24 protein-coding genes are annotated in these 23118 nt (G+C 63.2%); 14 read left to right on the top strand and 10 right to left on the bottom strand.

Going from position 1 to position 23118, the window contains the following annotated elements:
* Position 1: 1 nt before the first annotated feature.
* The 10 genes from CHX26_RS01420 to CHX26_RS01465 all read left to right on the top strand — a co-directional run bounded on the left by CHX26_RS01420 (position 2) and on the right by CHX26_RS01465 (position 9036).
* Positions 2–409, top strand: a complete 408-nt coding sequence (locus CHX26_RS01420; RefSeq protein ID WP_104940841.1) for a phage tail tube protein — start codon at positions 2–4, stop codon at positions 407–409.
* The gene (locus CHX26_RS01425) at positions 406–720 is read left to right on the top strand and encodes a GTA-gp10 family protein (RefSeq protein ID WP_104940842.1); all 315 of its coding nucleotides are present in this window, start codon (positions 406–408) and stop codon (positions 718–720) included. Before CHX26_RS01420 ends, CHX26_RS01425 begins: the two co-directional genes overlap by 4 nt.
* On the top strand, positions 717–917 hold the full coding sequence (locus tag CHX26_RS01430; protein ID WP_104940843.1) for a phage tail assembly chaperone: 201 nt from the start codon (positions 717–719) through the stop codon (positions 915–917). Before CHX26_RS01425 ends, CHX26_RS01430 begins: the two co-directional genes overlap by 4 nt.
* The gene (locus CHX26_RS01435; RefSeq protein ID WP_104940844.1) at positions 910–1494 is read left to right on the top strand and encodes a tail tape measure protein; all 585 of its coding nucleotides are present in this window, start codon (positions 910–912) and stop codon (positions 1492–1494) included. Before CHX26_RS01430 ends, CHX26_RS01435 begins: the two co-directional genes overlap by 8 nt.
* Positions 1495–1509: 15 nt before the next feature.
* Positions 1510–3831: a DUF2460 domain-containing protein gene (locus tag CHX26_RS01440; RefSeq protein WP_104940845.1), complete on the top strand. Its 2322-nt coding sequence runs from the start codon at positions 1510–1512 to the stop codon at positions 3829–3831.
* The gene (locus tag CHX26_RS01445; protein ID WP_104940846.1) at positions 3831–4640 is read left to right on the top strand and encodes a DUF2163 domain-containing protein; all 810 of its coding nucleotides are present in this window, start codon (positions 3831–3833) and stop codon (positions 4638–4640) included. The genes CHX26_RS01440 and CHX26_RS01445 overlap by 1 nt, the downstream gene beginning before the upstream one ends.
* On the top strand, positions 4637–5056 hold the full coding sequence (locus CHX26_RS01450; protein WP_104940847.1) for an NlpC/P60 family protein: 420 nt from the start codon (positions 4637–4639) through the stop codon (positions 5054–5056). Before CHX26_RS01445 ends, CHX26_RS01450 begins: the two co-directional genes overlap by 4 nt.
* Before the next feature lie 4 nt (positions 5057–5060).
* Positions 5061–7244 (top strand): phage tail protein, encoded by a 2184-nt coding sequence (locus CHX26_RS01455; protein ID WP_104940848.1) that lies wholly within the window; start codon positions 5061–5063, stop codon positions 7242–7244.
* 19 nt (positions 7245–7263) lie between these two features.
* Positions 7264–7728, top strand: coding sequence for a DUF2793 domain-containing protein (locus CHX26_RS01460; protein ID WP_172449646.1), 465 nt, complete (start codon positions 7264–7266; stop codon positions 7726–7728).
* Between the two features lie 168 nt (positions 7729–7896).
* Positions 7897–9036, top strand: coding sequence for an OmpA family protein (locus CHX26_RS01465; protein WP_104940850.1), 1140 nt, complete (start codon positions 7897–7899; stop codon positions 9034–9036).
* A gap of 262 nt (positions 9037–9298) precedes the next feature.
* Here CHX26_RS01465 and CHX26_RS01470 read toward each other — a convergent pair whose 3' ends face one another.
* The 7 genes from CHX26_RS01470 to CHX26_RS16170 all read right to left on the bottom strand — a co-directional run bounded on the left by CHX26_RS01470 (position 9299) and on the right by CHX26_RS16170 (position 16126).
* A complete protein-coding gene (locus CHX26_RS01470; RefSeq protein WP_104940851.1) occupies positions 9299–10855 on the bottom strand; it encodes a spinster family MFS transporter in 1557 nt (518 codons plus the stop codon).
* 50 nt (positions 10856–10905) lie between these two features.
* Entirely contained in the window at positions 10906–11604 is a 699-nt protein-coding gene (gene queC / locus CHX26_RS01475) for a 7-cyano-7-deazaguanine synthase QueC (RefSeq protein ID WP_104940852.1), read from the bottom strand.
* Positions 11605–11647: 43 nt separating this feature from the next.
* The gene (locus CHX26_RS01480) at positions 11648–12067 is read right to left on the bottom strand and encodes a hypothetical protein (RefSeq protein WP_233997231.1); all 420 of its coding nucleotides are present in this window, start codon (positions 12065–12067) and stop codon (positions 11648–11650) included.
* An 85-nt stretch (positions 12068–12152) separates the two neighbouring features.
* Positions 12153–13043 (bottom strand): Hsp33 family molecular chaperone HslO, encoded by an 891-nt coding sequence (hslO, locus tag CHX26_RS01485; RefSeq protein ID WP_104940853.1) that lies wholly within the window; start codon positions 13041–13043, stop codon positions 12153–12155.
* Between the two features lie 55 nt (positions 13044–13098).
* Entirely contained in the window at positions 13099–14028 is a 930-nt protein-coding gene (argF, locus tag CHX26_RS01490; protein ID WP_104940854.1) for an ornithine carbamoyltransferase, read from the bottom strand.
* The gene (locus tag CHX26_RS01495) at positions 14025–15224 is read right to left on the bottom strand and encodes an aspartate aminotransferase family protein (RefSeq protein ID WP_104940855.1); all 1200 of its coding nucleotides are present in this window, start codon (positions 15222–15224) and stop codon (positions 14025–14027) included. The genes argF and CHX26_RS01495 overlap by 4 nt, the downstream gene beginning before the upstream one ends.
* A 134-nt stretch (positions 15225–15358) precedes the next feature.
* Positions 15359–16126 carry a cold-shock protein gene (locus CHX26_RS16170; protein ID WP_104940856.1) on the bottom strand — a complete coding sequence of 256 codons (768 nt, stop codon included), beginning with the start codon at positions 16124–16126 and terminating at the stop codon, positions 15359–15361.
* A gap of 259 nt (positions 16127–16385) precedes the next feature.
* Between CHX26_RS16170 and CHX26_RS01505 the strand changes: the two genes are divergently transcribed.
* Genes CHX26_RS01505 through CHX26_RS01520 form a run of 4 tightly spaced genes read left to right on the top strand, consistent with a single transcriptional unit; the run spans position 16386 to position 19826 of the window.
* Positions 16386–16817, top strand: coding sequence for a TIGR01244 family sulfur transferase (locus CHX26_RS01505; RefSeq protein WP_104940857.1), 432 nt, complete (start codon positions 16386–16388; stop codon positions 16815–16817).
* Positions 16818–16829: 12 nt separating this feature from the next.
* Positions 16830–17249, top strand: coding sequence for a hypothetical protein (locus CHX26_RS01510; RefSeq protein WP_233997232.1), 420 nt, complete (start codon positions 16830–16832; stop codon positions 17247–17249).
* Positions 17242–18213, top strand: coding sequence for a sterol desaturase family protein (locus CHX26_RS01515; RefSeq protein WP_104940858.1), 972 nt, complete (start codon positions 17242–17244; stop codon positions 18211–18213). Before CHX26_RS01510 ends, CHX26_RS01515 begins: the two co-directional genes overlap by 8 nt.
* A 23-nt stretch (positions 18214–18236) precedes the next feature.
* Entirely contained in the window at positions 18237–19826 is a 1590-nt protein-coding gene (locus CHX26_RS01520; RefSeq protein ID WP_104940859.1) for a GMC family oxidoreductase, read from the top strand.
* A gap of 327 nt (positions 19827–20153) precedes the next feature.
* On the opposite strand, the gene CHX26_RS01525 is transcribed toward CHX26_RS01520, so the two are convergent.
* The 3 genes from CHX26_RS01525 to CHX26_RS01535 all read right to left on the bottom strand — a co-directional run bounded on the left by CHX26_RS01525 (position 20154) and on the right by CHX26_RS01535 (position 23021).
* Positions 20154–21440, bottom strand: a complete 1287-nt coding sequence (locus tag CHX26_RS01525) for an ammonium transporter (RefSeq protein ID WP_233997233.1) — start codon at positions 21438–21440, stop codon at positions 20154–20156.
* Between the two features lie 46 nt (positions 21441–21486).
* Positions 21487–21825 (bottom strand): P-II family nitrogen regulator, encoded by a 339-nt coding sequence (locus CHX26_RS01530; protein WP_104943179.1) that lies wholly within the window; start codon positions 21823–21825, stop codon positions 21487–21489.
* A gap of 326 nt (positions 21826–22151) precedes the next feature.
* Entirely contained in the window at positions 22152–23021 is an 870-nt protein-coding gene (locus CHX26_RS01535; protein WP_104940861.1) for an alpha/beta fold hydrolase, read from the bottom strand.
* Positions 23022–23118: the final 97 nt, after the last annotated feature.

Below are 23118 nucleotides of genomic sequence, written 5' to 3' on the forward strand. Positions count from 1 at the left end.
CATGCCCGCACAATCCGGCGCCGCCTTTTTGCTCAAGATCGCCGACGGGGCATCGCCCCCAGCCTATCAGACCATCGCAGGCCTGCGCACCACGCAGTTGTCGATCAATGGCGACACGGTGGTCGTCACGCACAAGCAGTCCGGAGGGTGGCGGGATCTCCTATCCGGAGCTGGCACGCGCTCGGTCTCGGTCGGTGCCGCCGGGATCTTCCTTGGCAGCACTGCGGAGAGCGCTGTGCGCGCCCATGCGCTTGCCGGGACGCTGGACGACTATGAACTGTCCTTCGAGGATGGCGAGAGGCTGCGTGGACGCTTCCTCGTACAACGGCTCGATTATGCGGGGGATTTCAATGGTGAGCGCAGCTACACGCTCCAGCTGGAAAGCTCCGGACCGGTGGTGCCGGCATGATTGCTGCGGCCAACCCCCTGCGCGGCGAAAGCGCTTTGACGGTTGCGGGAGTAAACTACGTCCTGCGCCCGAGCTTCGAAAATCTGGTGCAGGCCGAAGCTGAATTGGGATCACTGTTCGCACTGATCGAGCGCGCGGCCGGGGGCGCGCTGACTCTGACCGAAATGACTGCGCTGCTTTGGCATTGCCTGCCGCTTGATGGCCGTCCTGACCGGCTTGCCGTTGGGCAGGCTGTGCTGGCGATGGGGATGGTCGGGGCAACCCAACCGGTCCGCGCCGTGCTTGCACAGGTGCTTCAGGGCGAGGCATGAGAGCGACCTTTGCCGAGGCCGCAGCCTGTTGGGCAGGGCTTGCCGCCCGCCTGCTGGGCTGGCGACCGGCCGACTTCTGGAGCGCAACGCCCGGCGAACTGGCGATGGCCCTGACCGAACCCGAACCCTTCGCCGCTTTCCCCCCGCCCAGCCGCGAAGAGATTGCCCGAATGATGGAGCGCGATGGACATGAATGACAGTTTCGAAGAACTCGTGATCGACGTGCGCGCTCGCACCGATGGCTTCGCCAGCGACGTGGAAACCATGCGACGCACGCTCGACGGATCGCTGCTCGATGGATTCAACCGGGCAGGCAATGTGCTCGAGAACGGACTGCTGGCAGCACTGCGCCGCGGCAGCCTCGGCTTTGACGACCTCAAGCGAGTGGCCTTCAATGCTCTCAACGAGATCGCCTCCTATGCCCTTCAGTCGGGTCTCTCCAGCCTGCTTGGCGGCAGTGCAGGCGGGGCGGGCGGCGGAGGGGGCCTGGGCAGTCTGATCGGCAATGCTGTCGGCGCTCTGTTTGGTCTTCCGGGACGGGCGACGGGCGGGCCGGTGGCGCCAGGCCGCGCCTATTTGGTTGGTGAGCGCGGGCCGGAGGTGTTCGTGCCCACCTCTGCGGGGCGGGTCGAAACCGGTGCTGGAGCGGCGGGTCGCGATGTGCGGGTGGCGATTGCAATCGCGGTACCGCGCGGACAGGCAGCGCCTACCGCCATGCAGCGCTCATCCCGCCAGATTGCAAGCGCAGTGCGGCGCTCGCTGCAGCAGGTCTGAGGCAGGAGCTGCGCCATGGCATTCTGGCTGGCACGCGAACGGCGCGCGCAGGAAAGCACCTTCATGCAGCGGTTCGATCCGCGCTTCTGGACCGTCAACTTCCCACGGCCGGCCATGGCCTCGGTCGTGACACTGGGGCCGGATGCCCTGCGGATTGATGTCGAACTTCATCACGCAGGCGAACTGGTGGGGTTGATCTGGGACAGTGCCGACACACTCGATCACCCGCTGCTCGCCTACGAAACCGATCGTGATTACTCGCACACCACGCTTAGCTTCCGCTGGCAGTCGGAAGGGGTCATTGCGCTCGATCAGCCCAACGGACCGACGCTGACAATCGAAGGTCGCGATGCAGCGGGCCAGCCGCGCATCTGGTATGTCCGGCTGTGGAATTACGCCGAAGGCACGCCGATTGACGCCCGGATAACCTTGCCGTTCTCATCGCTGGAAAGCGGCTTTGGGCTGCCAGGCGAGCCGATCCACGCGCAAGACATCGACCGGATGTTCATTTCACTGGTGGCACCGGGCTATGTCGCAAGCAGTACTGCCCCCCTCGCCAGCCGCTTCAATGGCTCGGTGGTAATGTCCGAAATCAGCACCGATGGCGCGCACGGGATGCTTGAACTGGGCGACGTGCTGCTGCCTCCGCATGGCGAGCGGATGGCGACAGCCTATGACGATGCCTACAACCAGACCCCAGCGCGGCTGCTACGCGGCGTCATCGGACTCGGCTACCGGGAGGATGTCGTCCACTATGTGGGGATGAGCCACTTCATGCGGCTCGCGCGGGAGGCGGGCGGCAACCTCTGGGTGGCCCCTGGCGGAGAGCTCTGCACCCCAGCATCGCGGTGGCACGCGAACTTCTTCGAACTGGCGCGGGCCGAAGACCTCGAAGTGATCGTTTCACTTAGTTACGAGGTATTCGACGCCTATTGCCCTGAAAGCTGGAAACAGCGCACCGCCAGCGGTGCTCCCGCACTGACGGGGTGGGTACCGCCATCGAGCCTGCTATCTCCTGCCCAGCAACCTGCAATGGCATGGCTGGCCGAGGTTGCAGCTGCCTTTGTTGTGCTGCTCGAAACAGCGGGACAGCCGGTGCGCTTCCAGATCGGCGAGCCCTGGTGGTGGATCACGCCATCGCGCGAAATCTGCCTTTACGACGATGCCGCAAGGGCCGCGTTCGGCGGCAATCCGCCCGTGATCACCGACATGGCTGCGCCGCTCGATGCCTCGGCGGTTGCGCTGCTGGATGCGGCGGGAGATCTGCTGGCGCAATCGACCGCTGCTCTGACAGCTGCTGTCAGAGCAGCCGCCCAGGCCGAGGCCGAAGTGCTGCTGCTGGCCTTCACCCCGACCATCCTTGCGGCGGACATGCCCGAACTCTACCGCGCCAACCTGCCGACCGGGTGGGCTGCGCCGGCCTTCGACCGCCTACAGCTTGAAGATTACGACTGGCTCACGGCAGGGGCCGATGCTGCGCGGCGGTCCGCCTATGCCTTCGTCGATGCACGCCTCGGCTATGCTTTGGCCGATCAGGATTATCTTGCAGGCTTCGTGCTTGATCCGGCTGATGCTGAACAGTTCTGGACGCGGATCGATGCCGGGATCGACGAGGCCGCCGCACGCGGCATTCCGCGTCGCTATGTCTGGGCGCTGCCGCAGATCAACCGCGATGGTTTCACTCGCCTCGCCCCCGCTTCGGAGCAAGCCATGAACCCGTTCGACAACGTGCTCTACCCCTTTGCGCTGGGGCGCAGCGCCTCGGTTGCGCCTGAATTCTCGACTTCGATCGCAGTCACTGCTTCAGGGCATGAGCGGCGCAATTCGCTGTGGGCCGACGCGCGGCTACATTTCGATGTCGGGCCAGGCATCCGGTCGGAACCGGAACTGTCGGAACTGATCGCCTTTTTCCGTGCCCGCCGCGGCCCAGCCCGAGGCTTCAGGATCATGGATCCGTTTGACAACAGCTCCAACGGGATGACCAGCGCGCCGACAATGCTCGATCAGCTGATCGGTGTAGGCGATGGGTTGGTCGCCGACTTCCAGCTAATCAAGTCCTATGGCGGCGCTGAACCTCAGGTTCGGCCAATCACCCGCCCTCGCCCTGAAACCTTGATGGTCAGCATCGGCGGCGTTGCCAGCACCGCATGGACGCTGGGGGAAAAGGGCCTGCTGCGCCTGCTGGCCGCACCTCCTGCCGGCGCCGAAGTCCGCGCTGGCTTTCGCTTCGATGTACCGGTGCGCTTTGCCGAAGACCGACTTGATGTCTCGGCCGTCAACTTCGCCGCTGGGGAGGCGCCATCGGTGCCGCTGATCGAGATCAGGGAAGCCGTGTGATGCGGGTGTTCTTTGACCGCGAGCTGGACACGGTTGCGACCTTTTGGCGCATCTATCGCCGTGACGGCGTGGCGCTTGCGTTTACCAGCCATGACCGCGACCTGACATTCGGCGGAATCCGGCACCTTGCTGCCCCAGGCATGGTTCCGGCTGCGATCCGGCTCACGGCTGCGCTCTCCAATGACAGTGCTGAAGTGCAGGGCGCGCTCAATCACGATTCGATTGGCGCCGCCGATCTTGCCGCCGGTCTGTTTGACGAAGCTGCAGTCGAGATCGGGGCGGTCGACTGGGTGCGATTGGATCACCACACGCTCTACACCGGCACGATCGGGCGGATCGAAGATGACGGCACGCAATTCGCTGCGGAATTGCGATCAAGCAAGAGCCTGCTGGAACGGGATCTCGTGCCGCGCACCAGCCCGACCTGCCGAGCAGAATTCTGCGGTCGCGGCTGCGGTCTGGCAGCGTCACACCTGACGTCCAAGCGGGCCGTGGCGGAAATACATCTTGAAAACAACCGGGTGCGGTTCATTGGCATTGCTGGAGCAGATTATATCGACGGGCGACTGCGGTTCCTCTCCGGGCCACAGACAGGCGTTGCCTTCAGAATTGTCGCTGCCGAGGAAGAATGGCTGACGCTCGACCGCCCGCTTGTTGAAGGAACGGCGATCGGAGCGCGCGCCGAACTGCGCGAGGGCTGCGATCACACTCTGGCGACCTGCGCGGGGCGTTTTGCCAATGCCATCAACTTCCGGGGCGAGCCGTTTCTGCCGGGCAATGATCTCCTCGCCCGGCAAGGTCAGCCATGACCGACCGTGGTGAGGCGCTGGCATTGGCCGCCGTTGAACTGGTGGGCTGCCCCTTCCGGCTGCACGGACGTGATCCTGCGACCGGCCTAGACTGCATCGGGCTTGTGTCCGCCGCCATGGCTGCGAGCGGTGGGCAGCCGGTGCCGCCCAGCGGCTATGCGTTGCGAAACCTTGCCATCGACCACTGGCTGCCCTTGGCCACCCGCTCAGGCCTCGTGCCTTCGCTCGGGCCTGTGCGCAGCGGGGATGTGCTGTTGATCACGCTGGCGCACTGCCAGCACCATGTCGTGATCGCCGCAGACGCTCAGAGTATCATTCATGCCCATGCTGGGCTCAGGCGGGTGGTCCGTCAACAAATCGACCGCACCTGGCAGATCCGCGCCAAGTGGCGTCTCGCGCCACAAATGAAAGGCTGATCTCATGGCCACATTGGTTCTTACCGCAGTTGGTAGCGCGATCGGCGGGCCGGTCGGCGGCTCGATCGGAGCACTGATAGGCCAACAGATCGACATGCGGATTTTCAGCGGCGGCGCCCGGCAGGGGCCACGTCTGCGCGAACTGACAATCAGCAGCTCAAGCTATGGCCAACCCATCCCCCGTCAATTCGGCCGGATGCGTGTGCCGGGATCGGTGATCTGGTCAACCGATCTCATCGAAAGCAAGCGCAAGCAGAAGGGGCGCAAGGGACAGCCCTCCACTGTAGTCTATTCCTACACTGCTTCTTTTGCCGTGGCGCTGTCGAGCACGCCGATTGCGCGGCTGGGCAAGGTGTGGGCTGACGGCAACCTGCTTCGCGGCGCCCTAGGTGACCTCAAGACCGGCGGGAGTCTGCGGTTCTATCAGGGCTTCGGCGATGATCCGCTGGATCCCCTGATTGCCGCCGCCAAGGGCAATCAGGCACCCGCCTTCCGTGACTGTGCCTATGTCGTGTTCGAGGATCTCGATCTCGGAGACTACGGCAACCGCATCCCCGCGCTGAGCTTCGAGATTTTTGCCGAAGGTGGGGATGACAGCGTATCGCTGGCCCAGCTGGTTCCCGGTACACGGCCTGCCGAACCCGTTCAGGAACTGGCTCACGCCCGCGGTTTCGCTGACGAGGGCGGCGCGCTTGCCTCGACGCTCGCTGCTATTGATCAGGTCATCCCGCTGGTCTGCATGTCAGGTTCGGACGGGCTTACGATCGCGCAGCAAGGCAGCTCTGGTCAGGACATTCTGACGCTGCCCCAACAGCTTGCTGGCGATGGGCCGGTTCAAGCGGATCCGGGGAGCAAGCAAAGATCCGGCGCGCCAGCGCTGCAGCCTGCAGCCTTGCGGTATTATGACGAAGAGCGCGACTATCAGACCGGGGTCCAGCGCGCCCTTGGCGCGAAGCAGGCAGGCCGTGAACTGATGATCGACCTGCCTGCCACTATGACCGCAGGCGGCGCGCGACAACTGGCCAACGAAGCCGCCAATCGGGCGCGTTGGCAGCACGAAACCGTAAGATGGCGCATCGGCGAACTCGATCCACGCATCGTTCCAGGAACCATCGTTCGACTCCCGGAGATGCCCGGAAAGTGGCTGATGCGCAGTTGGGAGTGGCTCGATCGCGGAGTCGAGCTTGAGCTGGAACGTCTTTCGCCAGATCTCAGCCAAGCGCCAACAAGCGATCCGGGCGAGAGCCTGCAACCGTCCGACCTGCCAATCCCGGAGACCCGGTTGCTGGTGGTAGAGCTGCCTTCGGATGCGAAAGCAGGGCCAGATCAGTCGCAGATTTTCGCGGCAGCTTCAGCCGCAAACGGTGCCTGGCGCGGAGCAGCGTTGTTCGCAGTACAGGGCACAAGCCTTGCGGAGTTGGGATCGACCGGTTCGCAACGTGCCATCATGGGAATTCTGGAAGAGCCCCTCCCTTCCTCCCGGGGGCTGGTGCTCGAGCGCAGAGCGAGCGTTGTCATTGCCCTTGTCGCAGATGACCTTGCGCTTGGCGACACTGACATAAGCGGGCTTGCAGCTGGCGCGAACCGGGCGCTGATCGGCGATGAAGTTGTGCAGTTCCTGCAGGCCGAGCCGCTAGGCGCTGGCCGCTGGCGTCTCAGCGGGCTGCTACGCGGACGTGCAGGGACAGAACCCGCGGCATTGCGAGGGCATTCAGGTCAGACGCCGGTACTTTTCATCGATGACAGCCTCAGTCCGCTTGATCCGCTGATGGTACCGCCGGTTGCTGCCTCGCGTGTCGCAGCGATAGGGATCGGCGATCCAGAGGCAGTCATTGCCCCGCTCGCCAACCCCGGATTGTCGCGCCGACCACTCTGCCCCGTCCACCCCAGGACGACGACCACAAGCGATGGGTCGCGTGTTTTCCGCTGGACCCGCCGAGCCCGCGGGCAGTGGCGCTGGGACAACGAGCAGGAAGTGCCGCTGGTGGAGGAACGGGAACTTTATCTGGTCGGCTACGGCCCCGTCGAATCACCCCGTGCGACCTGGCAACGCGACAAGCCATGGCTGCAATTAACGGGTGCCGAACTGAACGCACTCATTACCTCCCATGGTGCCGGGAAACTGTGGGTGCAGCAGATCGGCACATACGACAGCTCGTCACCTTTGCTGCTCGCTGCGCTCACCTGACCAAACCGGAGGCTCTTTCATGTCCGACCCCGTAAGTTTTCCGACTATCACTCCTTATCTCGGCCTGCCGCTGCTGATCCCGGGTCAGGCCCAAAAGGAATTCTTCGTCAATCATGCCCTTGCAATTCTCGATGCTACTCGAGCGAGGGTGGTCAATGCCTCTTTGGCCGTCCCACCCGCATCGGCCAGCGATGGCGAGTGCTTTCGCATCATCGCAGGTGCGGAACTGGCGTGGGATGGGCGGATCGATCAGATCGCGGTCAGAACCGGCGATGACTGGCATTACATTGTACCACGCGAAGGCATGTCCATTTTTGACGATGCCGCCGGACAAATACTTGTCTTCAGGAATGGCTGGGAGCGAGCCGACGCTCCGCCTTTGCCCTCGGGCGGCTCCACAATTGATGTCGAAGCGCGGGCCGCCATTATGGGGCTGATACAGTCATTGCAGACAGTTGGTGTCCTTGGCGCACCAGTGCCATAGGTCGGAGAAATGGCGGTTTCGCGCGTATCTCCGGTTCAAAATTTTTTGTTTGACGCCCTCATAGCGACATTCTTGCAACATTATCGCGGTATTGACGGCTTGCCTCATGCATGGGGAAAAGATAGAGACAACCAGTGCCTCAAGTCTAAAACAAAGGGGAATTCTGTAATGCGCAAACTCGTCATTGGGATGGCGATGGCTTCGACCGCGCTGACCACGCCTGCTCTGGCCCGTGATGGCCAGTGGTACATTCAGGGCGATGGCGGTGTCATGATCGTCCAAGATCAAAGCTTCGACGTGAACGGCGTCGAAGGCAACGCTTCCGCCGATTACGACACCGATTATGATTTCGGGGCCGCAGTCGGCTACGATTTCGGTGGCTTCCGCCTCGAAGCTGAAGCCAGCTATCGTGCTGCTGATCTTGATCAGGTCCGTGGCGGAACGCAGGGTCTGGCCCTTAATCCGCTGCCGGGTGGCGGTTTCAACACCTTCTCCGGCAACCGCGACGCGCTCGGTGAAGTCAACGCGCTCAGCTTTATGCTCAACGGTCTGGCCGATTTCGGCGACGATGACGGCCTGCAGGCCTTCGTTGGCGGTGGTGTTGGCGTGGCCCGTGTCGATCTGGATGGTCGCGTGAACGCAAACGGTCCGGGCGTCTGGAACGATTCCGACACGGGCTTCGCATGGCAGATTCTTGCCGGTATCCGTGCGCCGCTGAGCGATTCGTGGGATGTCGGCCTGAAGTATCGCTACTTCAATGCACCGGACATCAATCTGGTTGATCCGCTCGGTCGCTCGCTCGACACCAAGCTGGTGACGCATTCGCTGCTTGGCTCGATCACCTACAACTTCGGTGGTGAAGAGCCTGTTGCTGCGCCGGTTGCTGCGCCTCCGCCGCCGCCCCCGCCGCCCCCGCCGCCGCCTCCGCCCCCGCCGCCCCCGCCGCCCAAGGCTCCGTGCAACACGGGTCCGTACATCGTGTTCTTCGACTTTGATAAGTCGGACATCACGGCTGAGGCTGCCAACATCCTCAACAGCGCCGTCACCGCCTATGCGAATTGCGGCACTGCGAGCGTGATGCTGGCCGGTCACACTGACCGCGCGGGCAGCGTTAAGTACAACGTCGGTCTGGCCGAACGTCGCAACGCGTCGGTTCGCAGCTACCTCACTGGCCGTGGCATCCCCGCTGGCCGTATTACCGGCGAAGCTTTCGGCGAATCGCAGCCGCGCGTTCCGACCGCAGATGGTGTGCGCGAAGCTCAGAACCGCCGCGTGGAAGTGACCTACGGCCCGGGCTCGGGCATGTAAGTCTCTGTTCCGCTGGAACACCAAAAGGGGCCGGAGAAATCCGGCCCCTTTTTCGTTGGCTGATAAGTTTCCGACACACGCGCAAGCGCCATCACGGAACGCAAGCAGTCCAGCCCCTATTCGCCAAAAGTGCAGCGAATTGAAGCGGCGCTGGTGCGGCGACCGACATGACGGCTACCGCAAAGCGGCACTGTCACAAGACGACGTCGCTCTTAGGGTAGGCTGAGGAAATCAAAAGATCGGCACCAGATTTACGCCGTCCTTATTCTCCAATTGCGGCCCGCGCCCTCTCGACAATGGTTGCTTCGGCTGAAGGTAAGGCGCGATAGGCGTAGATAAGCAGTGCAAGCGAAATCGGTGCCACCCCGATCAGCGAAAGAACTCCGGTTCGCAAGCTTCCGCTCAACTCGGAAATCTGGCCGACCATGTACGGCCCCAGCGCCAACCCGACCAGCGTCGTTGCAAGGAAGAAAGAAGCGGTCGCCGTGCCGCGCATTCTCGGCAGCACCAGATCCTGCGTCGTTGCCGCTGCTGCCCCCAGCGCCGTCGCGGCAAACATTCCTGCAAGGAAATTCATCACATAAAATAGTACCGCATTCTCGGTCGTGAAGCCGATCCAGATCGGGATCACCGGAGCGATGATTCCAAACATGATCACAAGGATGCGCCCCGAAGGATTGCGCGCTCGTAGCCAATCCGACATCCGTCCCCCGAGGATGACGCCAAGGAAGCCTGATAACGCCCCGCTACCTCCGAGCACGAAGGCAAGTTGTGCCTTGGGCAATCCGAGAACTGTCTCTGCGTAAGGTGCCGACCAGAAGGCCAGAGCATAGGCGCCAAGCGATACCAGCCCATAACCCAGCGCAGTGCAGATAAAGGCCGGCGTGCCCCATATCAGGCTGAACGTCGCCGGGTCATGCCGCCGCAATGTCGCCGCCCACGAGAAGACCGCATAATAACCGAATGCCACGGACGACCATTGCGGCAAGTTCCCGGTCAATTCGATCATGAGCAGCGCAAAGGCCGTCATGGCTACCGCCACACCGACATTGACCAGCAGAGCCATTGGACCGCGCTGCATGGCATGAATGAAGGTAAGCGGTGGCAACAACATCGACAGATCAATCAGGAAATCGAACAAGGGGTGTCGGGCGGTCGCCTGGTCTTGAGGTGGCCGCGCAGGTTCGCGCAGCGACGCAACCCAAACAGCAAGCAGGACGCCGGGAAGGCCGACCGCCATGAAGGCTGCTTGCCAGCCAACGAGTCCGCCCACACCTCCATCGGGATAGGCGGCATCCCAAACCTTCGAAATCTGGGCACCGATTAGCAGTGAGACGCCGCCACCAATGTAGAGGCCAGAGGAATAGATCGCGAGTGCTGTAGCACGCTGCCGAGAGGGAAAATAGTCGGAGATCAGCGAGTAGGCAGTCGGACTCGCTGTGGCCTCCCCAACACCGACGCCCATCCGAGCAAGGGAGAGGGTAAGGAAGTTGCGCGCAAGGCCGGAAAGAGCTGTCATAGTTGACCACAGCACAAGGCCGATGGTCAGTAGTCGCACCCGGTTCCAACGATCAGCCAGCCGCCCAAGCGGCACGCCGAACAGGGCATAGAAGACTGCAAAGGCAGCACCCCCCAGAAAGCCCAGCTGTCCGTCAGTCAGGCCGAGATCCCGCTTTATGTCAACCGCGAGGATCGAGAGAATCTGCCGGTCAATAAAGTTGAGGATATAGACCACAACCAGCACGCCAAGCACATACCAGCTATAGGCCGACGCAGACTCTTCGCCTCGGCCATCGACCGTAGTGGTATTGTCGCTCAATGATGATCCCCTGTCACGACTAGCTGGGATTTCGACCGGCTTGCAGCCGGTCAAGCCTTGTACTCTGTGCTATCGACAATACCGGCCTCGGCAAAACCCTTTTTGCGCAATCGACAGGAATCGCACAGACCGCAGGCAAGGCCTTGAGGGGTGGGATCGTAGCACGACCAGCTCCACGCCGGTTCAAGTCCCAGCCGCGCACATTCCCGAGCGATATCCGCCTTGGTCATGTGCTGAAGCGGCGCATGGATCGTAAAGGGCGCGCCTTCCACCCCGGCCTTGGTACCGAGGCGAGCAGTCTCGGCAAAACTGGCGATGAATTCCGGGCGGCAATCTGGATAGCCCGAATAGTCGAGCGCATTGACCCCGATGAACACGTCGCGCGCACCAGCCGCCTCGGCACAGGCCGTGGTAAGCGCGAGGAAAACGAGATTACGCGCCGGTACATAGGTCACTGGAATATCATCCCCGACCCCAGTCTTCGGGACATCGATCGCATCCGTCAGCGCCGACCCGCCAAACGCCCGCAGATCCAGCGCGATCTGTGTGTGGCGCACAAGGCCAAGCTTCGCCGCAATCCGTTCAGCCGATTCCAGCTCCAGCCTGTGGCGCTGGCCATAGTCCACCGTCAGTGCATGAACGGAAAACCCGGCCTCCTGCGCCAAAGCGGCAGTGACCATCGAATCGAGGCCGCCAGACAGAAGGACGACAGCCAGCTGTGAATGATCAGGGTGTTCAGAACCGCTCATGCCGCGCCCCTAACACGCACGCGGCCAAACGCAATCACGCCGGTCAGCACGGCCCGGTGCGACGCGCCTCGGCAAGAAGCTGGAACGGCATTCCATCGTGAATGCCCTGGCTTTCAAGCTGTACGAGCGCCGCGGTTTCGCGGCGGATACTGGTGCGGCCATAACCATTGCCCGGGCAGGTATACTGCACCGTCACTCGGGCTGCGCCATCCTCCACCACGAACTGGTTACACCCGCTTTCACGGTGCATCAGCTGAATGAGTTCAGCGCCGGATTTTACGCAAATCTTGCGATCAGGCGTGCTGCCGCGCTGTTTGATAGTCCACTCGCCCTTGGCCAAAGTGCCGAGCATCTTCAGACCGTTATCCTGAGCGAGCCCGGGTGCGGTGAGCCACACCGCAGCCGCGGCGGCGAGGCCAACGCCTACGAGAAGACGCGAAACGCTGTCTGACAAGAGCTTCATGCTGTTCTTCATGCCTGCTTTTGGACTTTGTGCATTGCACATTTTGGCCCTTGCCTCGGAATCTGGGCCATTTTTCGACCAAAGGTCAGATCGCGAGGGCAAAGGTCTTCGAACAGAAGGCGCAATCGACCGAGATCACTCCGTCCGGCCCGCGCATCTCCGTCTGTTCTCCAACCGGAAAACGGGCGACGATACTTTCATAGTGAGCGGCCGTGCAGCGGCACCCGCGGGACAGGCTGGCGCCCGGCTGGACACGGACTTCCTCTTGCTCATGGAAAAGGCGCCAGGCAATCGCCTCGAGCGAAAGCGCAGGGTCGAGCAATTCGTCATGCCCGACGGTGCCCGCCATGATCGCAACATGCTCCCAATCGGGATGATCCATCCGCACGTGCAGCCGCTCGCGCCCCTCCTCGCCATCGGGCAGATGCTGCACCAGCAAGCCCGCCGCCATGCGCCCGCCCACTCCGGCCCGGCTGGCGACACGGATCAGCGTCGGGATCTGTTCTGACTGGCTGAAATAGCTCTCGCAGGCCTCGGCAAGGCTATCGCCCTCGAGCGGGACAATGCCCTGATAGCGCTGACGGCCCTCGGTCTCGAAGGTGATCGCGAGATAGCCTTCGCCGAACAACGCGGCGAGCCCCGGGTTCGCGCCCAGCGTCGCCAGCCGCTCGCCGTCGAAATCGGCATAGCCCCGCACCGCGCCCGCGCGATAATCGCACACCAGCAGCTTGACGATCCCGCCCTGCGTCTGCGCTTGCATGGTCATCTGCGCATGCTCGCCCTTTAGCAGCCCGCCCATCAGCGCGCCCAGCACCAGCGCCTCGCCCAGAAGGTGCGTGATCGGCGCGGGGTAATCGTGAGCGGACAGCACCTGTTCCAGCACATTTTCAAGCCGCACGACCCGGCCGCGCGCGTTGCGCGCGGGGAGAGTGAATCCCATCAGGGTGTCGGCAAAGGTCCCGATCTTGTCAGACATAGGCCGTCATATGGGGGCGGAACGTGTCAGGCGGAAGACCCTCTCGCCCGCAAGCTCAGCTGCCGAGCAGCCCGAAGCTCCACAGCAGCACCGATTTCTGCGCGTGGATGCGGTTTTCGGCTTCGTCGAACACGACCGATTGCGGGCCTTCGAACACGTCCTCGCTGACTTCCTCGCCGACATGGGCGGGGAGGCAGTGGAGGAACACCGCATCGGGCTTGGCCTCAGCCATCAGCGCAGGATTGACCTGATAGGGGGCCATAGCCGCCAGCTTCGCCTCGGCATGGGCCTGTCCCATCGAGATCCAGGTATCGGTGACGATCACATCCGCACCGCGCGCGGCGGCCTGCGCGTCGCGGGTCAGGGTGACCTGCGCCCCGCCCGCCCGCGCCAATTCGACGAAGGCCGGATCGGGCTCATACCCCTCCGGCACCGCCACGCGGACGTTGAACTTCATCAGCCCGGCCGCCTCGAGGATCGAGTGCAGCACGTTGTTGCCGTCCCCGAACCACGCGACTTCCAGACCGGGCAGCGCCTTGCCGTGTTCGATTACGGTCAGCAGATCGGCAACGATCTGGCAGGGGTGCGACATGTCGGTGAGGCCGTTGATCACCGGCACGCTGGCGTGCGCGGCCATCTCCTCGATCTTCGCGTGATCGTCGGTGCGCAGCATGATGCCGTCGACCATCCGGCTGAGCACCCGCGCGGTGTCAGCGATGCTCTCGCCCCGCCCCAACTGGCTAGAGGCCGAATCGAGGATCAGCACACTGCCGCCGAGCTGCCGCATTGCGATGTCGAAGCTGACGCGGGTGCGCGTCGAATTCTTCTCGAACACCAGCGCCAGCACCCGGCCCGCGAGCGGTGCGTCGACATCGGGCGCGCCCCTGGGCAGGCCAGCACGCGCCGCCTTGCGGTCAATCGCATCGTTGATCATCGCCGCAATGGCGTTCCCACCGGCGTCGCCGAGGTCAAGGAAGTGCTTCATGCTGCCGCAGGCACCTTGAAGCTCGCCGCGCCCGCCGACAGCTTGTCCATGAATTCGTCGATCTCGGCATCGCCGATCACCAGCGGCGGGATAACGCGGATCGTGTTGTCGCCTGCCGCCACCGTCAGCAGCTGGTGATTGTCGCGCAGGTGGACGTAGAAGGGGCGGCTCTCCATCCTCATCTTGAGGCCGAGCATCAGGCCCTTGCCCCTGACAAGCTCGAACAACTCAGGGTAGTTGCCGATGAACTGTTCGAGCCGGGCGCGCAGACGCTCGCCCTTTTCGGTGACGCTGGCGAGGAATTCGTCGTTCGCCACGGCGTCCATCACCGCCATCCCCGCCGCCATCGCCAGCGGATTGCCGCCGTAGGTCGATCCGTGGGTACCGAAAGTCATGCCGCGCGCAGCCTTCTCGGTAGCGATGCAAGCACCAAGGGGAAACCCGCCGCCGATGCCCTTGGCGGTCGCCATGATGTCGGGCGTGATCCCGTAGTGCTCATAGGCATAAAGCTTGCCGGTGCGCGCGACGCCGCACTGCACCTCGTCGAGGATCAGCATCAGCCCGTGCTCGTCGCACAGATCGCGCAGGCCCTGCATGAATTCTTGCGAGGCGGGACGGATGCCGCCTTCGCCCTGGATCGGCTCGACCATGATCCCCGCGGTGTGCGGCCCGATCAGCGCCCGTGCCGCCTCCAGATCATCGAAGGGCGCATATTTGAACCCTTCGAGCAGCGGCGAAAAGCCATGGTGCATCTTGGTCTGGTTAGACGCACTGATGGTCGCCATCGTGCGGCCGTGGAAGGCGTTGTGGAAGGTGATGATCTCGAACCGGCTGACGTCGCCTTCATCCCCTGCGTTCTGGTGATAGGCGCGCGCGGTCTTGATCGCGCATTCGCAGGCTTCCGCGCCCGAATTGGTGAAGAACACCGTGTCACCGAAGGTGGTGTCGACCAGCCGCTGCGCCAGACGCTCTCCCTGGGGGCTACCGTAGAGGTTGGAGACGTGCATCAGCGTCGCCGCCTGTTGCTGGATCGCGCCGATCAGCCCCTCATGCGAATGGCCGAGCAGGTTGACCGCGATGCCGCTGGCGAAATCGAGATAGCGGGTGCCGTCCTCGTCGATCAGATGGCAGTGTTCGCCGCGCACGGGCCGCACGCCGCTGCGCGGATAGACGGGCATGAGCGGGGTAATTGACATGAGCTGTTTCCTGAATTGCAACGCATTGTGGACATGAAACGCAAATGGCGGCCCTGAACCAGAGCCGCCATCCGCTTTGCCGTTAATCTTCCGCTGCCCCCCGGTCAAACCGCGAGGCGCAGGTTGTGGCCGGTTCAGCCTTCGATCGGCGCCAGATTGACGGCGGAATACTTTCCGCGTCGATCGACTTCGAGATCGAATTCGAAACGCTCGCCCTCATTGATGCCGGAGAGGCCCGAACGCTCGACCGCGCTGATATGCACGAAAGCATCCGGCTGACCATCATCGCGAACCAGAAAGCCGAAGCCCTTCATCGCGTTGAAGAACTTGACCGTGCCAGAGACGCGCTCCCCGGTCAGCTCGCGCTGCGGAGCGGCAGGCTTGGCCGCCACGGCAATCACGTCGCCCACGACCTGAAGGTCCTGCGCGGACACCTTGCCGCCACGATCCACCAGATTGTACTGGAGTTCCTGTCCTTCGGCGAGGCCCTCAAGACCGGCACGTTCGACTGCGCTGATGTGCACGAACACATCTTCGCCCCCGCCTTCCTGCTGGATGAAGCCAAAGCCTTTTTGGGCGTTGAAGAACTTCACGGTGCCTTTGCCGGTGCCGACGATCTGCGCAGGCATGCGGCTGAAACCGCCGCCACCGCCGCCGCCCGGACCGCCGGGACCACGCGGGCCGCCGCCGAAGCCGCCGCCACCGCCGCGGGAGCCACCGCCACCGCCGCCGCCGAAACGGTCGCCTCCGCCTCCGAAGCGGTCACTACCGCCGAATCGGTCGCCCCCGAAATCGCGCGCTGGCGGAAAACCATCATTCCCGCCGCCAAACGGATCGAAGCCATCTTCACCGAAACCGTCGCGCTTGTCGCGGCCGCGCCGGCGTCCCCTATCGTAACCCATAGATCAGTACGTACCTTGCCTCACTGCCCGCTCTCCATTGTGCCGATGTCGTGGACAGTGAGCCGCACCGGACACCGCCGCGCCGGGATTGTGATCCGGAGCGCACGTCCATGTGATATAGCGCACAAAAGATTGCTTTGCGAACGAAATTACCGGCTGGCAGGAGGGGCGCATCCATAGCCTTTCCGGGAATGCTTGTGCGTGACCGCACAGTTGGGCATGACTGCCGCACCAGTGAGGCTTGAGAGCAGGACAGATCATGAGCGATTTTCGCACGTTAACCGAAAATATGCTGGTAAGCCCGCAACTTACGCTGGATGATGTCAATACGGCAGCCGCGATGGGTGTCAGCATGATCGTCAATAATCGGCCCGATGGGGAGGAGCCATCCGCTCCGCAAGGCGATGCCATCGCCGCCGCTGCGGCCGCTGCCGGGCTCAATTATGTGGCGATCCCGGTCGGCCATTCCGGCTTCAGCGAGCCGCAGGTTGATGCCTTGATCGCCGCGATGGAGCAGGCCGAAGGGCCGATTCTCGCCTATTGCCGGTCAGGCACCCGCTCGACCTTCCTGTGGGCGCTGGCGTCGGCCAAGCAGGGCAATGATCCCGACGAAATCATGCGCAAGGCGATGCAGGCGGGCTATGACGTAAGCCCGATCCGCCCGATGATCGACATGCTGAGCGCGCGCTGAGGCGCTGATCCCGTGGACCTGCTGACCCAGACCGCGGGCTCGCTCGTCGCGATCCTCGCCCTGGCAGGGCTGGCGTGGTGGATGCGGCTCGGGCCTGCCCTTCCCCTTGCCAATGGGGATGACGTGCGGCGGATTGCCGCCGAGATCCAGGACGGCTTCGCCCCGGTCGCAATCGCCTGTGATGAGGAAGGCGCCGGGGCGCTGGCGCGCGATGCGCAGGGCCGCATCATGCTGATCAAGCCGCACGGCAATCGTTTTGCCGGCAGAGTGCTGACTTCGGGTGCTAGCGCCACGCTCAAGGATTACCCCGGTGAGTTCAACATTATCATCGACAGCGGTGAACGGCACTTTGGCCGCCTCGCCCTGACCTTGCCAGAACCCGAGGGTTGGGCCGAAGCGATCAATCGGCTAAGCGAGCTGCAACATGCCTGATTTCAACCCTACCCAATATGCCGTGCCGCTGTTCGTGGTGCTGGTGCTGGCCGAGATGATCTGGGCAAAATTCCGCGCGCCTGAGGCCTATGAGCCGAAGGACACCCTTGTCAGCCTTGCCTTCGGGCTGGGGTCAACCGTGGCAGGCGCCTTGCTGGGCGGGTTTGCGGTCGCGGTGTTCATTGAGGCCTACGAATATCGGGTGTTCGATTTCGGCCCAGATAACAATAGCGCATGGTGGGCGGTGTGGTGGGCGTGGCCGGTGTGCTTCGTGCTCGACGATCTCAAATATTACTGGGTCCACCGCGCCGGACACCGCATCCGCTGGATGTGGGCCGCCCATGTGAACCACCATTCGAGCCAGCACTACAATCTCTCGACCGCGCTGCGCCAGACATGGACCGGGCCGCTGACCTTCGGCTTCCTGTTCGCCGTGCCGCTGGTGCTACTTGGCTTCCATCCGGCGATGATCGCGATCTGCGGCGGGTTCAACCTCATCTACCAGTTCTGGATCCATACCGAGGCGATCAAGCGCATGCCGCGCTGGTTCGAGGCGGTAATGAACACGCCGAGCCATCACCGCGTCCACCACGCGACCAATCCGCGCTATCTCGACCGCAACTACGCCGGCGTGTTCATCATCTGGGACAAGATATTCGGCACCTTCGCGCCCGAGGTCGATGACGAGAAAATCCGCTACGGGATCATCAAGCAGCTCGGCAGCTTCAACCTACTATGGGCGGTGTTCCACGAATGGATCGGAATGATCGCGGACATCTGGCGCGCGCCGTGGCGGCACAAGCTCTCATACATGCTGCGCGAACCCGGCTGGAGCCATGACGGCAGCCGCGAAACCAGCGACATGATCCGCGCCAGGTGGGAGGCACGGGTCGGGCCGGTTGCGCCTGATGCAACTTCAGTAGCTGATCGAAACCGGATTGCGGGCGGCGCGGAAGCTGCCTAATCTCCCCGCCAAAGGGAGAGATCATGGAAAGTTTCGACTACATCGTCATCGGCGGTGGCAGCGCAGGCAGCGCTGTTGCCGGGCGGCTCGCGGTGGACGGCACGCGCCGGGTGTGCCTGCTGGAAGCGGGCGGGCGCAACGACAATGTCTTCATCAAGACGCCGGGCTTCATGCCTTTCATCCCGGAAAAATCGAACTACCGCTATGAAACCGTTCCGCAAAAAGGGCTGAACGGGCGCACCGGTTATCAGCCGCGCGGACGCGGGCTCGGCGGTTCCTCGGCGATCAACGCGATGGTCTACATCCGTGGCAACCGCTGGGATTACGACAACTGGGCCGCCATGGGCTGCACCGGCTGGGCCTATGGCGATGTGTTGCCCTACTTCAAGCGCGCCGAATCAAACGTGCGCGGCGGCGACGATTTCCACGGTGATGGCGGCCCACTGTTCGTATCCGACCAGACGGCCGCCAACCCCACTTCGCACGCCTTTGTCGAGGCCGCCGCCGCGCTCCAGTTGCGCACCAATGCGGACTTTAACGGCGAGCGGCAGGACGGCTTTGGCCTTTATCAGGTCACCCAGCACAAGGGCGAACGCTGGTCGGCAGCGCGCGCTTATGTCGAGCCGATCCGGGATGCGGGCAACTTCGCGGTGCGCACCGATACGCTGGTCGAAAAGCTGATCATCGAGGGCGGTCGTGTCACCGGCGTGCAGGTTCGTCGCGGGGGCGTTAGCCAGTCGTTGCTGGCCCGTCGCGGGGTGGTGTTGAGTGCTGGTGCGTTCAACTCGCCGCAAATCCTGATGCTGTCAGGGATTGGCCCGGCGGATCACCTCAAAGCGCACGGGATCGAAGTGGTGCTGGATCGTCCCGCGGTCGGCGGCAATCTGCAAGACCACATCGACTATGTCTCCGGCTGGGAGACGACCAGTGATGTGCCGATCGGCAGCACGCTGAAAGGCACGCTCCGCATGGCCGCCGCCGTGATCGAGCACCGGCGCAAGCGCACGGGCATTCTGACCACCCCCTATGCCGAGGCGGGCGGGTTCTGGACGGTGATGCCCGATAGCCCCGCACCCGACGTGCAGTGGCACTTCGTCCCCGCAGTGCTGGAGGATCATGGCCGCGAGAAGGTAAAGGGGCACGGCTTCTCGCTCCACGCCTGTGTGCTGCGTCCGGAGAGCCGGGGGACAGTGCGGCTGGGCAGCAATGATGCCGTCGCCGCGCCGGTGATCGACCCCAATTTCCTTAGCGATGACCGCGATATGGCCTGCTTGCGCGCCGGTGTGCGCCTGTCGCACCGCATCGCGGAAGCGCCGCCCTTGCAGGCCTTCGGCCCCAAGGATCGCCACCCGGTCGATCTCAATAACGACGCCGCGCTCGACGCGCTGATCCGCACACGCGCCGACACGGTCTACCACCCGGTCGGCACTTGCCGCATGGGTAGCGACGCCGATGCGGTGGTCGATCCGACGCTGAAGCTGAACGGCCTCGAAGGCCTCTGGGTGGCCGATGCCAGCATCATGCCCAAACTCGTCAGCGGCAACACCAACGCGCCCAGCATCATGATCGGGGAGCGGTGTGCGGACTTCGTGATGGCGGCGGAGCGGGGATAGACCCCATCTCCAATCCGTAGTGCTGCAACGGCCCTAAGGGCCGCAAGCGCGACCGCCCGCCCGCAGGCGCCCGGAGCGAAGCGGAGGGACTACGCCGAGGGTGACCCCGCGGAGGCGGGGTCGCAAACAAAAAATCACACAAAAAAGAGGCCGGAGGGTTTGCACCACTCCGGCCATATTCAGTTTGTTCGTTCGCAGGAGGAACAAGGTGAGGCGGGGGGAGGGGAGAGGGAGAGAGAGGCCTCCCCCCGCCAAACTGGGTGTTTCATTCTGGTCGTGTCGCGAAGGGCGAAAACCGGTGCCCACTTTTCGCGCGACACTCCCTGATTAGTTGTAGGCGCGCTCCCCGTGTTCGGAGATGTCGAGCCCGTTGACTTCGCTCTCTTCATCAACCCTGAGGCCGATGGTGAGCTTGACGAGGTAACCGGCGATCAGCGTGCCAGCCGTGGCCCAGCCGATCGTCACCAGAACGCTGAAGATCTGCACCCAGAGCTGCTCACCCAGTGGGGTCGAACCGTCGCCGGGTCCGCCGAGGAAGGGCTGGTAAACCACCGCTGTGCCGATTGCGCCAACGATGCCGCCCACACCGTGGATGCCGAAAGCGTCGAGCGAGTCGTCGTAACCGAACTTGGCCTTCACCTTGGCGACCGCAACATAGCAGACCGCCGAAGACAGGATGCCGAGCAGGATCGCGCCGAACGGGCCACTATTGCCCGCTGCCGGGGTGACCGCGACGAGACCCGCGATGATGCCCGAGCAAAAGCCCAGCGCCGAACCCTTGTGGCCCGCAAGCTTCTCGATCACCATCCAGGCAAGACCACCGGCCGCCGTCGCAACGAAGGTGTTGATCATGGCGAGGCCCGCCGAACCGTCGGCCTCAAGCGCCGAACCGGCGTTGAACCCGAACCAGCCCACCCACAGCAGACCCGTGCCAATCATGGTCATCACAAGGCTGTGCGGCGGCATCGGCTCGTTGGGATAGCCGCGGCGCTTGCCGAGCAGGTAGGCGAGCACCAGTCCCGAGACACCGGCGTTGATATGCACCACGGTGCCACCCGCGAAATCCAGCGCGCCGTCCTCGAACAGCAGGCCGCCACCGGCCCAGACCATGTGGGCGATCGGGAAATAGACGATCGTCAGCCAGATCGGCACGAAGGCCATCACCGCGCTGAACTTCATCCGCTCCGCCGTCGCGCCGAGGATCAGCGACGCGGTGATCGCGGCGAAGGTCATCTGGAAGCTGATAAAGACGTACTTGCTGATGACTTCATCGGTGAAGGTCGCGGCGGTGCTGCTCGCGTCAGTGCCTGCGAGGAAATAGCTCCCCCCGCTGACGAACAGGCCGAGCGTCCCTTCATAGGTCGTGTCTCCGAAAGCAAGGCTGTAGCCCCACATCACCCAGATGATCATGGCGAGCGACGCGGTCGCACCGATCTGGGTCATGGTCGAGAGCATGTTCTTCGATCGGGTCAGACCGCCATAGAACAGCGAAAGCCCCGGCAGGATCATCAGCAGAACCAGCAGGGTCGACGTCATCATCCAGGCGTTGTTGCCCGGGTTTGGCACCGCAGGCGCAGCAAGCGCGGGGGTGGCCAGCAGTGCGGCGCCGGTCATCACAGCCGCGGAATTGACGAGAAAACGCTTCATCTCAATGGACCCCTCAGAGCGCGGTTTCGCCGGACTCGCCGGTGCGGATGCGGGTGGCCGAGGCAAGATCGAGCACGAAGATCTTGCCATCGCCGATGGCTCCGGTGTTGGCGGTCGCTTGAATGGTTTCGACCACCTGCGCGGCAATGTCGTCGCTGGCGGCAATTTCGAGCTTCACCTTAGGAAGCATGTTGGTGGAGTATTCGGCACCGCGATAGATTTCGGTCTGCCCCTTCTGGCGCCCGAAACCCTTGACCTCGGTCACGGTCAGCCCGGCAATGCCGATCCCGCTCAACGCCTCACGAACGGTGTCGAGCTTGAACGGTTTGATGACGGCGATGATGAACTTCATCTGTGGCCCCTGTTGCACCGGATTTTTCCGGATGCGGAACACACAGCAACAAGCGTGCCAGAATTGCAAAAGGGGCCAGATGCAGCGGAATCAGAGCATTTCTTCGCACATGCGGAAGATTGCCTGCCTTATTTTTAAGCACCTGATTAACGCTTAGGCAATATCTGCGGCCAACTGCGCCCCTTCAACGGGCCTGGGAGCTTGACCCGGCTCTGCGCCATGAGCTGACACTCGAAAACCGAACAGGTCAAGAATGCGCGCTCTGCGCCCCAAGGGCTGGGGCTACGGGCAACTTCGCGAGAATATTGCACCGCTTGTCGGCAGGGTCACAAGAAATCGCGCAGGGTAGCGATGAAGCGGTCGAACTGGTCGTGGTGGAGCCAGTGGCCGGCCTGTTCGAACTCGATCACTTTCGCCGTCTTGAAATGGGCGATGCGCCCGTCCTTTTCCGGGTTGGAGGCCCAGGAATCCGCCCCGTAAAGCAGTAGGGTCGGGCAGGTGATCGCCCCCCATAGCGCCTCGATGAATTCGTCGCCGATGTCCTCGACCGGCCAGACATTGAGGTGCGGATCGAACTTCCAGCTATAGGTACCGTCCTCGTTGCGGTTGACCCCGTGGACGGTCAAATGCCGCGCCTGCTCTTCGGTGAGGTAGGCGTTCTCCTCGATCATGCGGGCGAAGGCGGCTTCGATGCTTTCATATTTGCGCGGGGTGCGCCCAGCGGCCTTGCGCTTCTTCTCGATCCATTCGGCGAGGCGTTCGGGATAGGGAACAGAACGCTGCTTGGCGCGGTATTCGGGCGAAGGGCCTAGGCCCTCGATCGCGACCAGCTTGGTCACCATGTCGGGGAAGGCACCTGCATAGCGCAGCGCGACATTGCCGCCCATCGAATGCGCCACCATCCGCACCGGGCCGACGCCCAGCTGGTGCACCAGCTGGGCCAGATCATAGACCATGTCGGCCGCGGAATAGACACCGTCCGAGACCCAGTCGCTATCGCCATGTCCGCGGTGGTCCATGGCAATGACATGGTAATCCTCGCGCAAAGCCTCGGCGGTCCAGTCCCAGCTGCGCGCGTGGTCGCGGCCCCCATGCACCAGCACCAGCGGCGGTTTGCCGCGCCCGCCCCAATCGAGGTAGTTGAGGCGAAGGCGCTGCGAGATGAAGGTCTGCGAAGTCGGGCCGGTATCGTGCATGGCGGTTGCTTTGGCCAAATGCACGCGGTTCGGCAAGTCACCCAACATCCGTTCGTGTCGAGCGAAGTCGAGACACTTGGCCTCGGTGCCTCTCGAC

The sequence above is a fragment of the Porphyrobacter sp. HT-58-2 genome, from assembly GCF_002952215.1.
In the GTDB taxonomy this organism is placed as follows: domain Bacteria; phylum Pseudomonadota; class Alphaproteobacteria; order Sphingomonadales; family Sphingomonadaceae; genus Erythrobacter.

Bases quoted from the DNA above. Each gene is read 5' to 3' on its own strand.
- CHX26_RS01420 (WP_104940841.1), top strand. From the start codon at position 2: ATGCCCGCACAATCCGGCGCCGCCTTTTTGCTCAAGATCGCCGACGGG.
- CHX26_RS01425 (WP_104940842.1), top strand. From the start codon at position 406: ATGATTGCTGCGGCCAACCCCCTGCGCGGCGAAAGCGCTTTGACGGTT.
- CHX26_RS01430 (WP_104940843.1), top strand. From the start codon at position 717: ATGAGAGCGACCTTTGCCGAGGCCGCAGCCTGTTGGGCAGGGCTTGCC.
- CHX26_RS01435 (WP_104940844.1), top strand. From the start codon at position 910: ATGAATGACAGTTTCGAAGAACTCGTGATCGACGTGCGCGCTCGCACC.
- CHX26_RS01440 (WP_104940845.1), top strand. From the start codon at position 1,510: ATGGCATTCTGGCTGGCACGCGAACGGCGCGCGCAGGAAAGCACCTTC.
- CHX26_RS01445 (WP_104940846.1), top strand. From the start codon at position 3,831: ATGCGGGTGTTCTTTGACCGCGAGCTGGACACGGTTGCGACCTTTTGG.
- CHX26_RS01450 (WP_104940847.1), top strand. From the start codon at position 4,637: ATGACCGACCGTGGTGAGGCGCTGGCATTGGCCGCCGTTGAACTGGTG.
- CHX26_RS01455 (WP_104940848.1), top strand. From the start codon at position 5,061: ATGGCCACATTGGTTCTTACCGCAGTTGGTAGCGCGATCGGCGGGCCG.
- CHX26_RS01460 (WP_172449646.1), top strand. From the start codon at position 7,264: ATGTCCGACCCCGTAAGTTTTCCGACTATCACTCCTTATCTCGGCCTG.
- CHX26_RS01465 (WP_104940850.1), top strand. From the start codon at position 7,897: ATGCGCAAACTCGTCATTGGGATGGCGATGGCTTCGACCGCGCTGACC.
- queC (WP_104940852.1), bottom strand. From the start codon at position 11,604: ATGAGCGGTTCTGAACACCCTGATCATTCACAGCTGGCTGTCGTCCTT.
- CHX26_RS01480 (WP_233997231.1), bottom strand. From the start codon at position 12,067: ATGAAGCTCTTGTCAGACAGCGTTTCGCGTCTTCTCGTAGGCGTTGGC.
- hslO (WP_104940853.1), bottom strand. From the start codon at position 13,043: ATGTCTGACAAGATCGGGACCTTTGCCGACACCCTGATGGGATTCACT.
- argF (WP_104940854.1), bottom strand. From the start codon at position 14,028: ATGAAGCACTTCCTTGACCTCGGCGACGCCGGTGGGAACGCCATTGCG.
- CHX26_RS01495 (WP_104940855.1), bottom strand. From the start codon at position 15,224: ATGTCAATTACCCCGCTCATGCCCGTCTATCCGCGCAGCGGCGTGCGG.
- CHX26_RS16170 (WP_104940856.1), bottom strand. From the start codon at position 16,126: ATGGGTTACGATAGGGGACGCCGGCGCGGCCGCGACAAGCGCGACGGT.
- CHX26_RS01505 (WP_104940857.1), top strand. From the start codon at position 16,386: ATGAGCGATTTTCGCACGTTAACCGAAAATATGCTGGTAAGCCCGCAA.
- CHX26_RS01515 (WP_104940858.1), top strand. From the start codon at position 17,242: ATGCCTGATTTCAACCCTACCCAATATGCCGTGCCGCTGTTCGTGGTG.
- CHX26_RS01520 (WP_104940859.1), top strand. From the start codon at position 18,237: ATGGAAAGTTTCGACTACATCGTCATCGGCGGTGGCAGCGCAGGCAGC.
- CHX26_RS01525 (WP_233997233.1), bottom strand. From the start codon at position 21,440: ATGACCGGCGCCGCACTGCTGGCCACCCCCGCGCTTGCTGCGCCTGCG.
- CHX26_RS01530 (WP_104943179.1), bottom strand. From the start codon at position 21,825: ATGAAGTTCATCATCGCCGTCATCAAACCGTTCAAGCTCGACACCGTT.
- CHX26_RS01535 (WP_104940861.1), bottom strand. From the start codon at position 23,021: ATGCACGATACCGGCCCGACTTCGCAGACCTTCATCTCGCAGCGCCTT.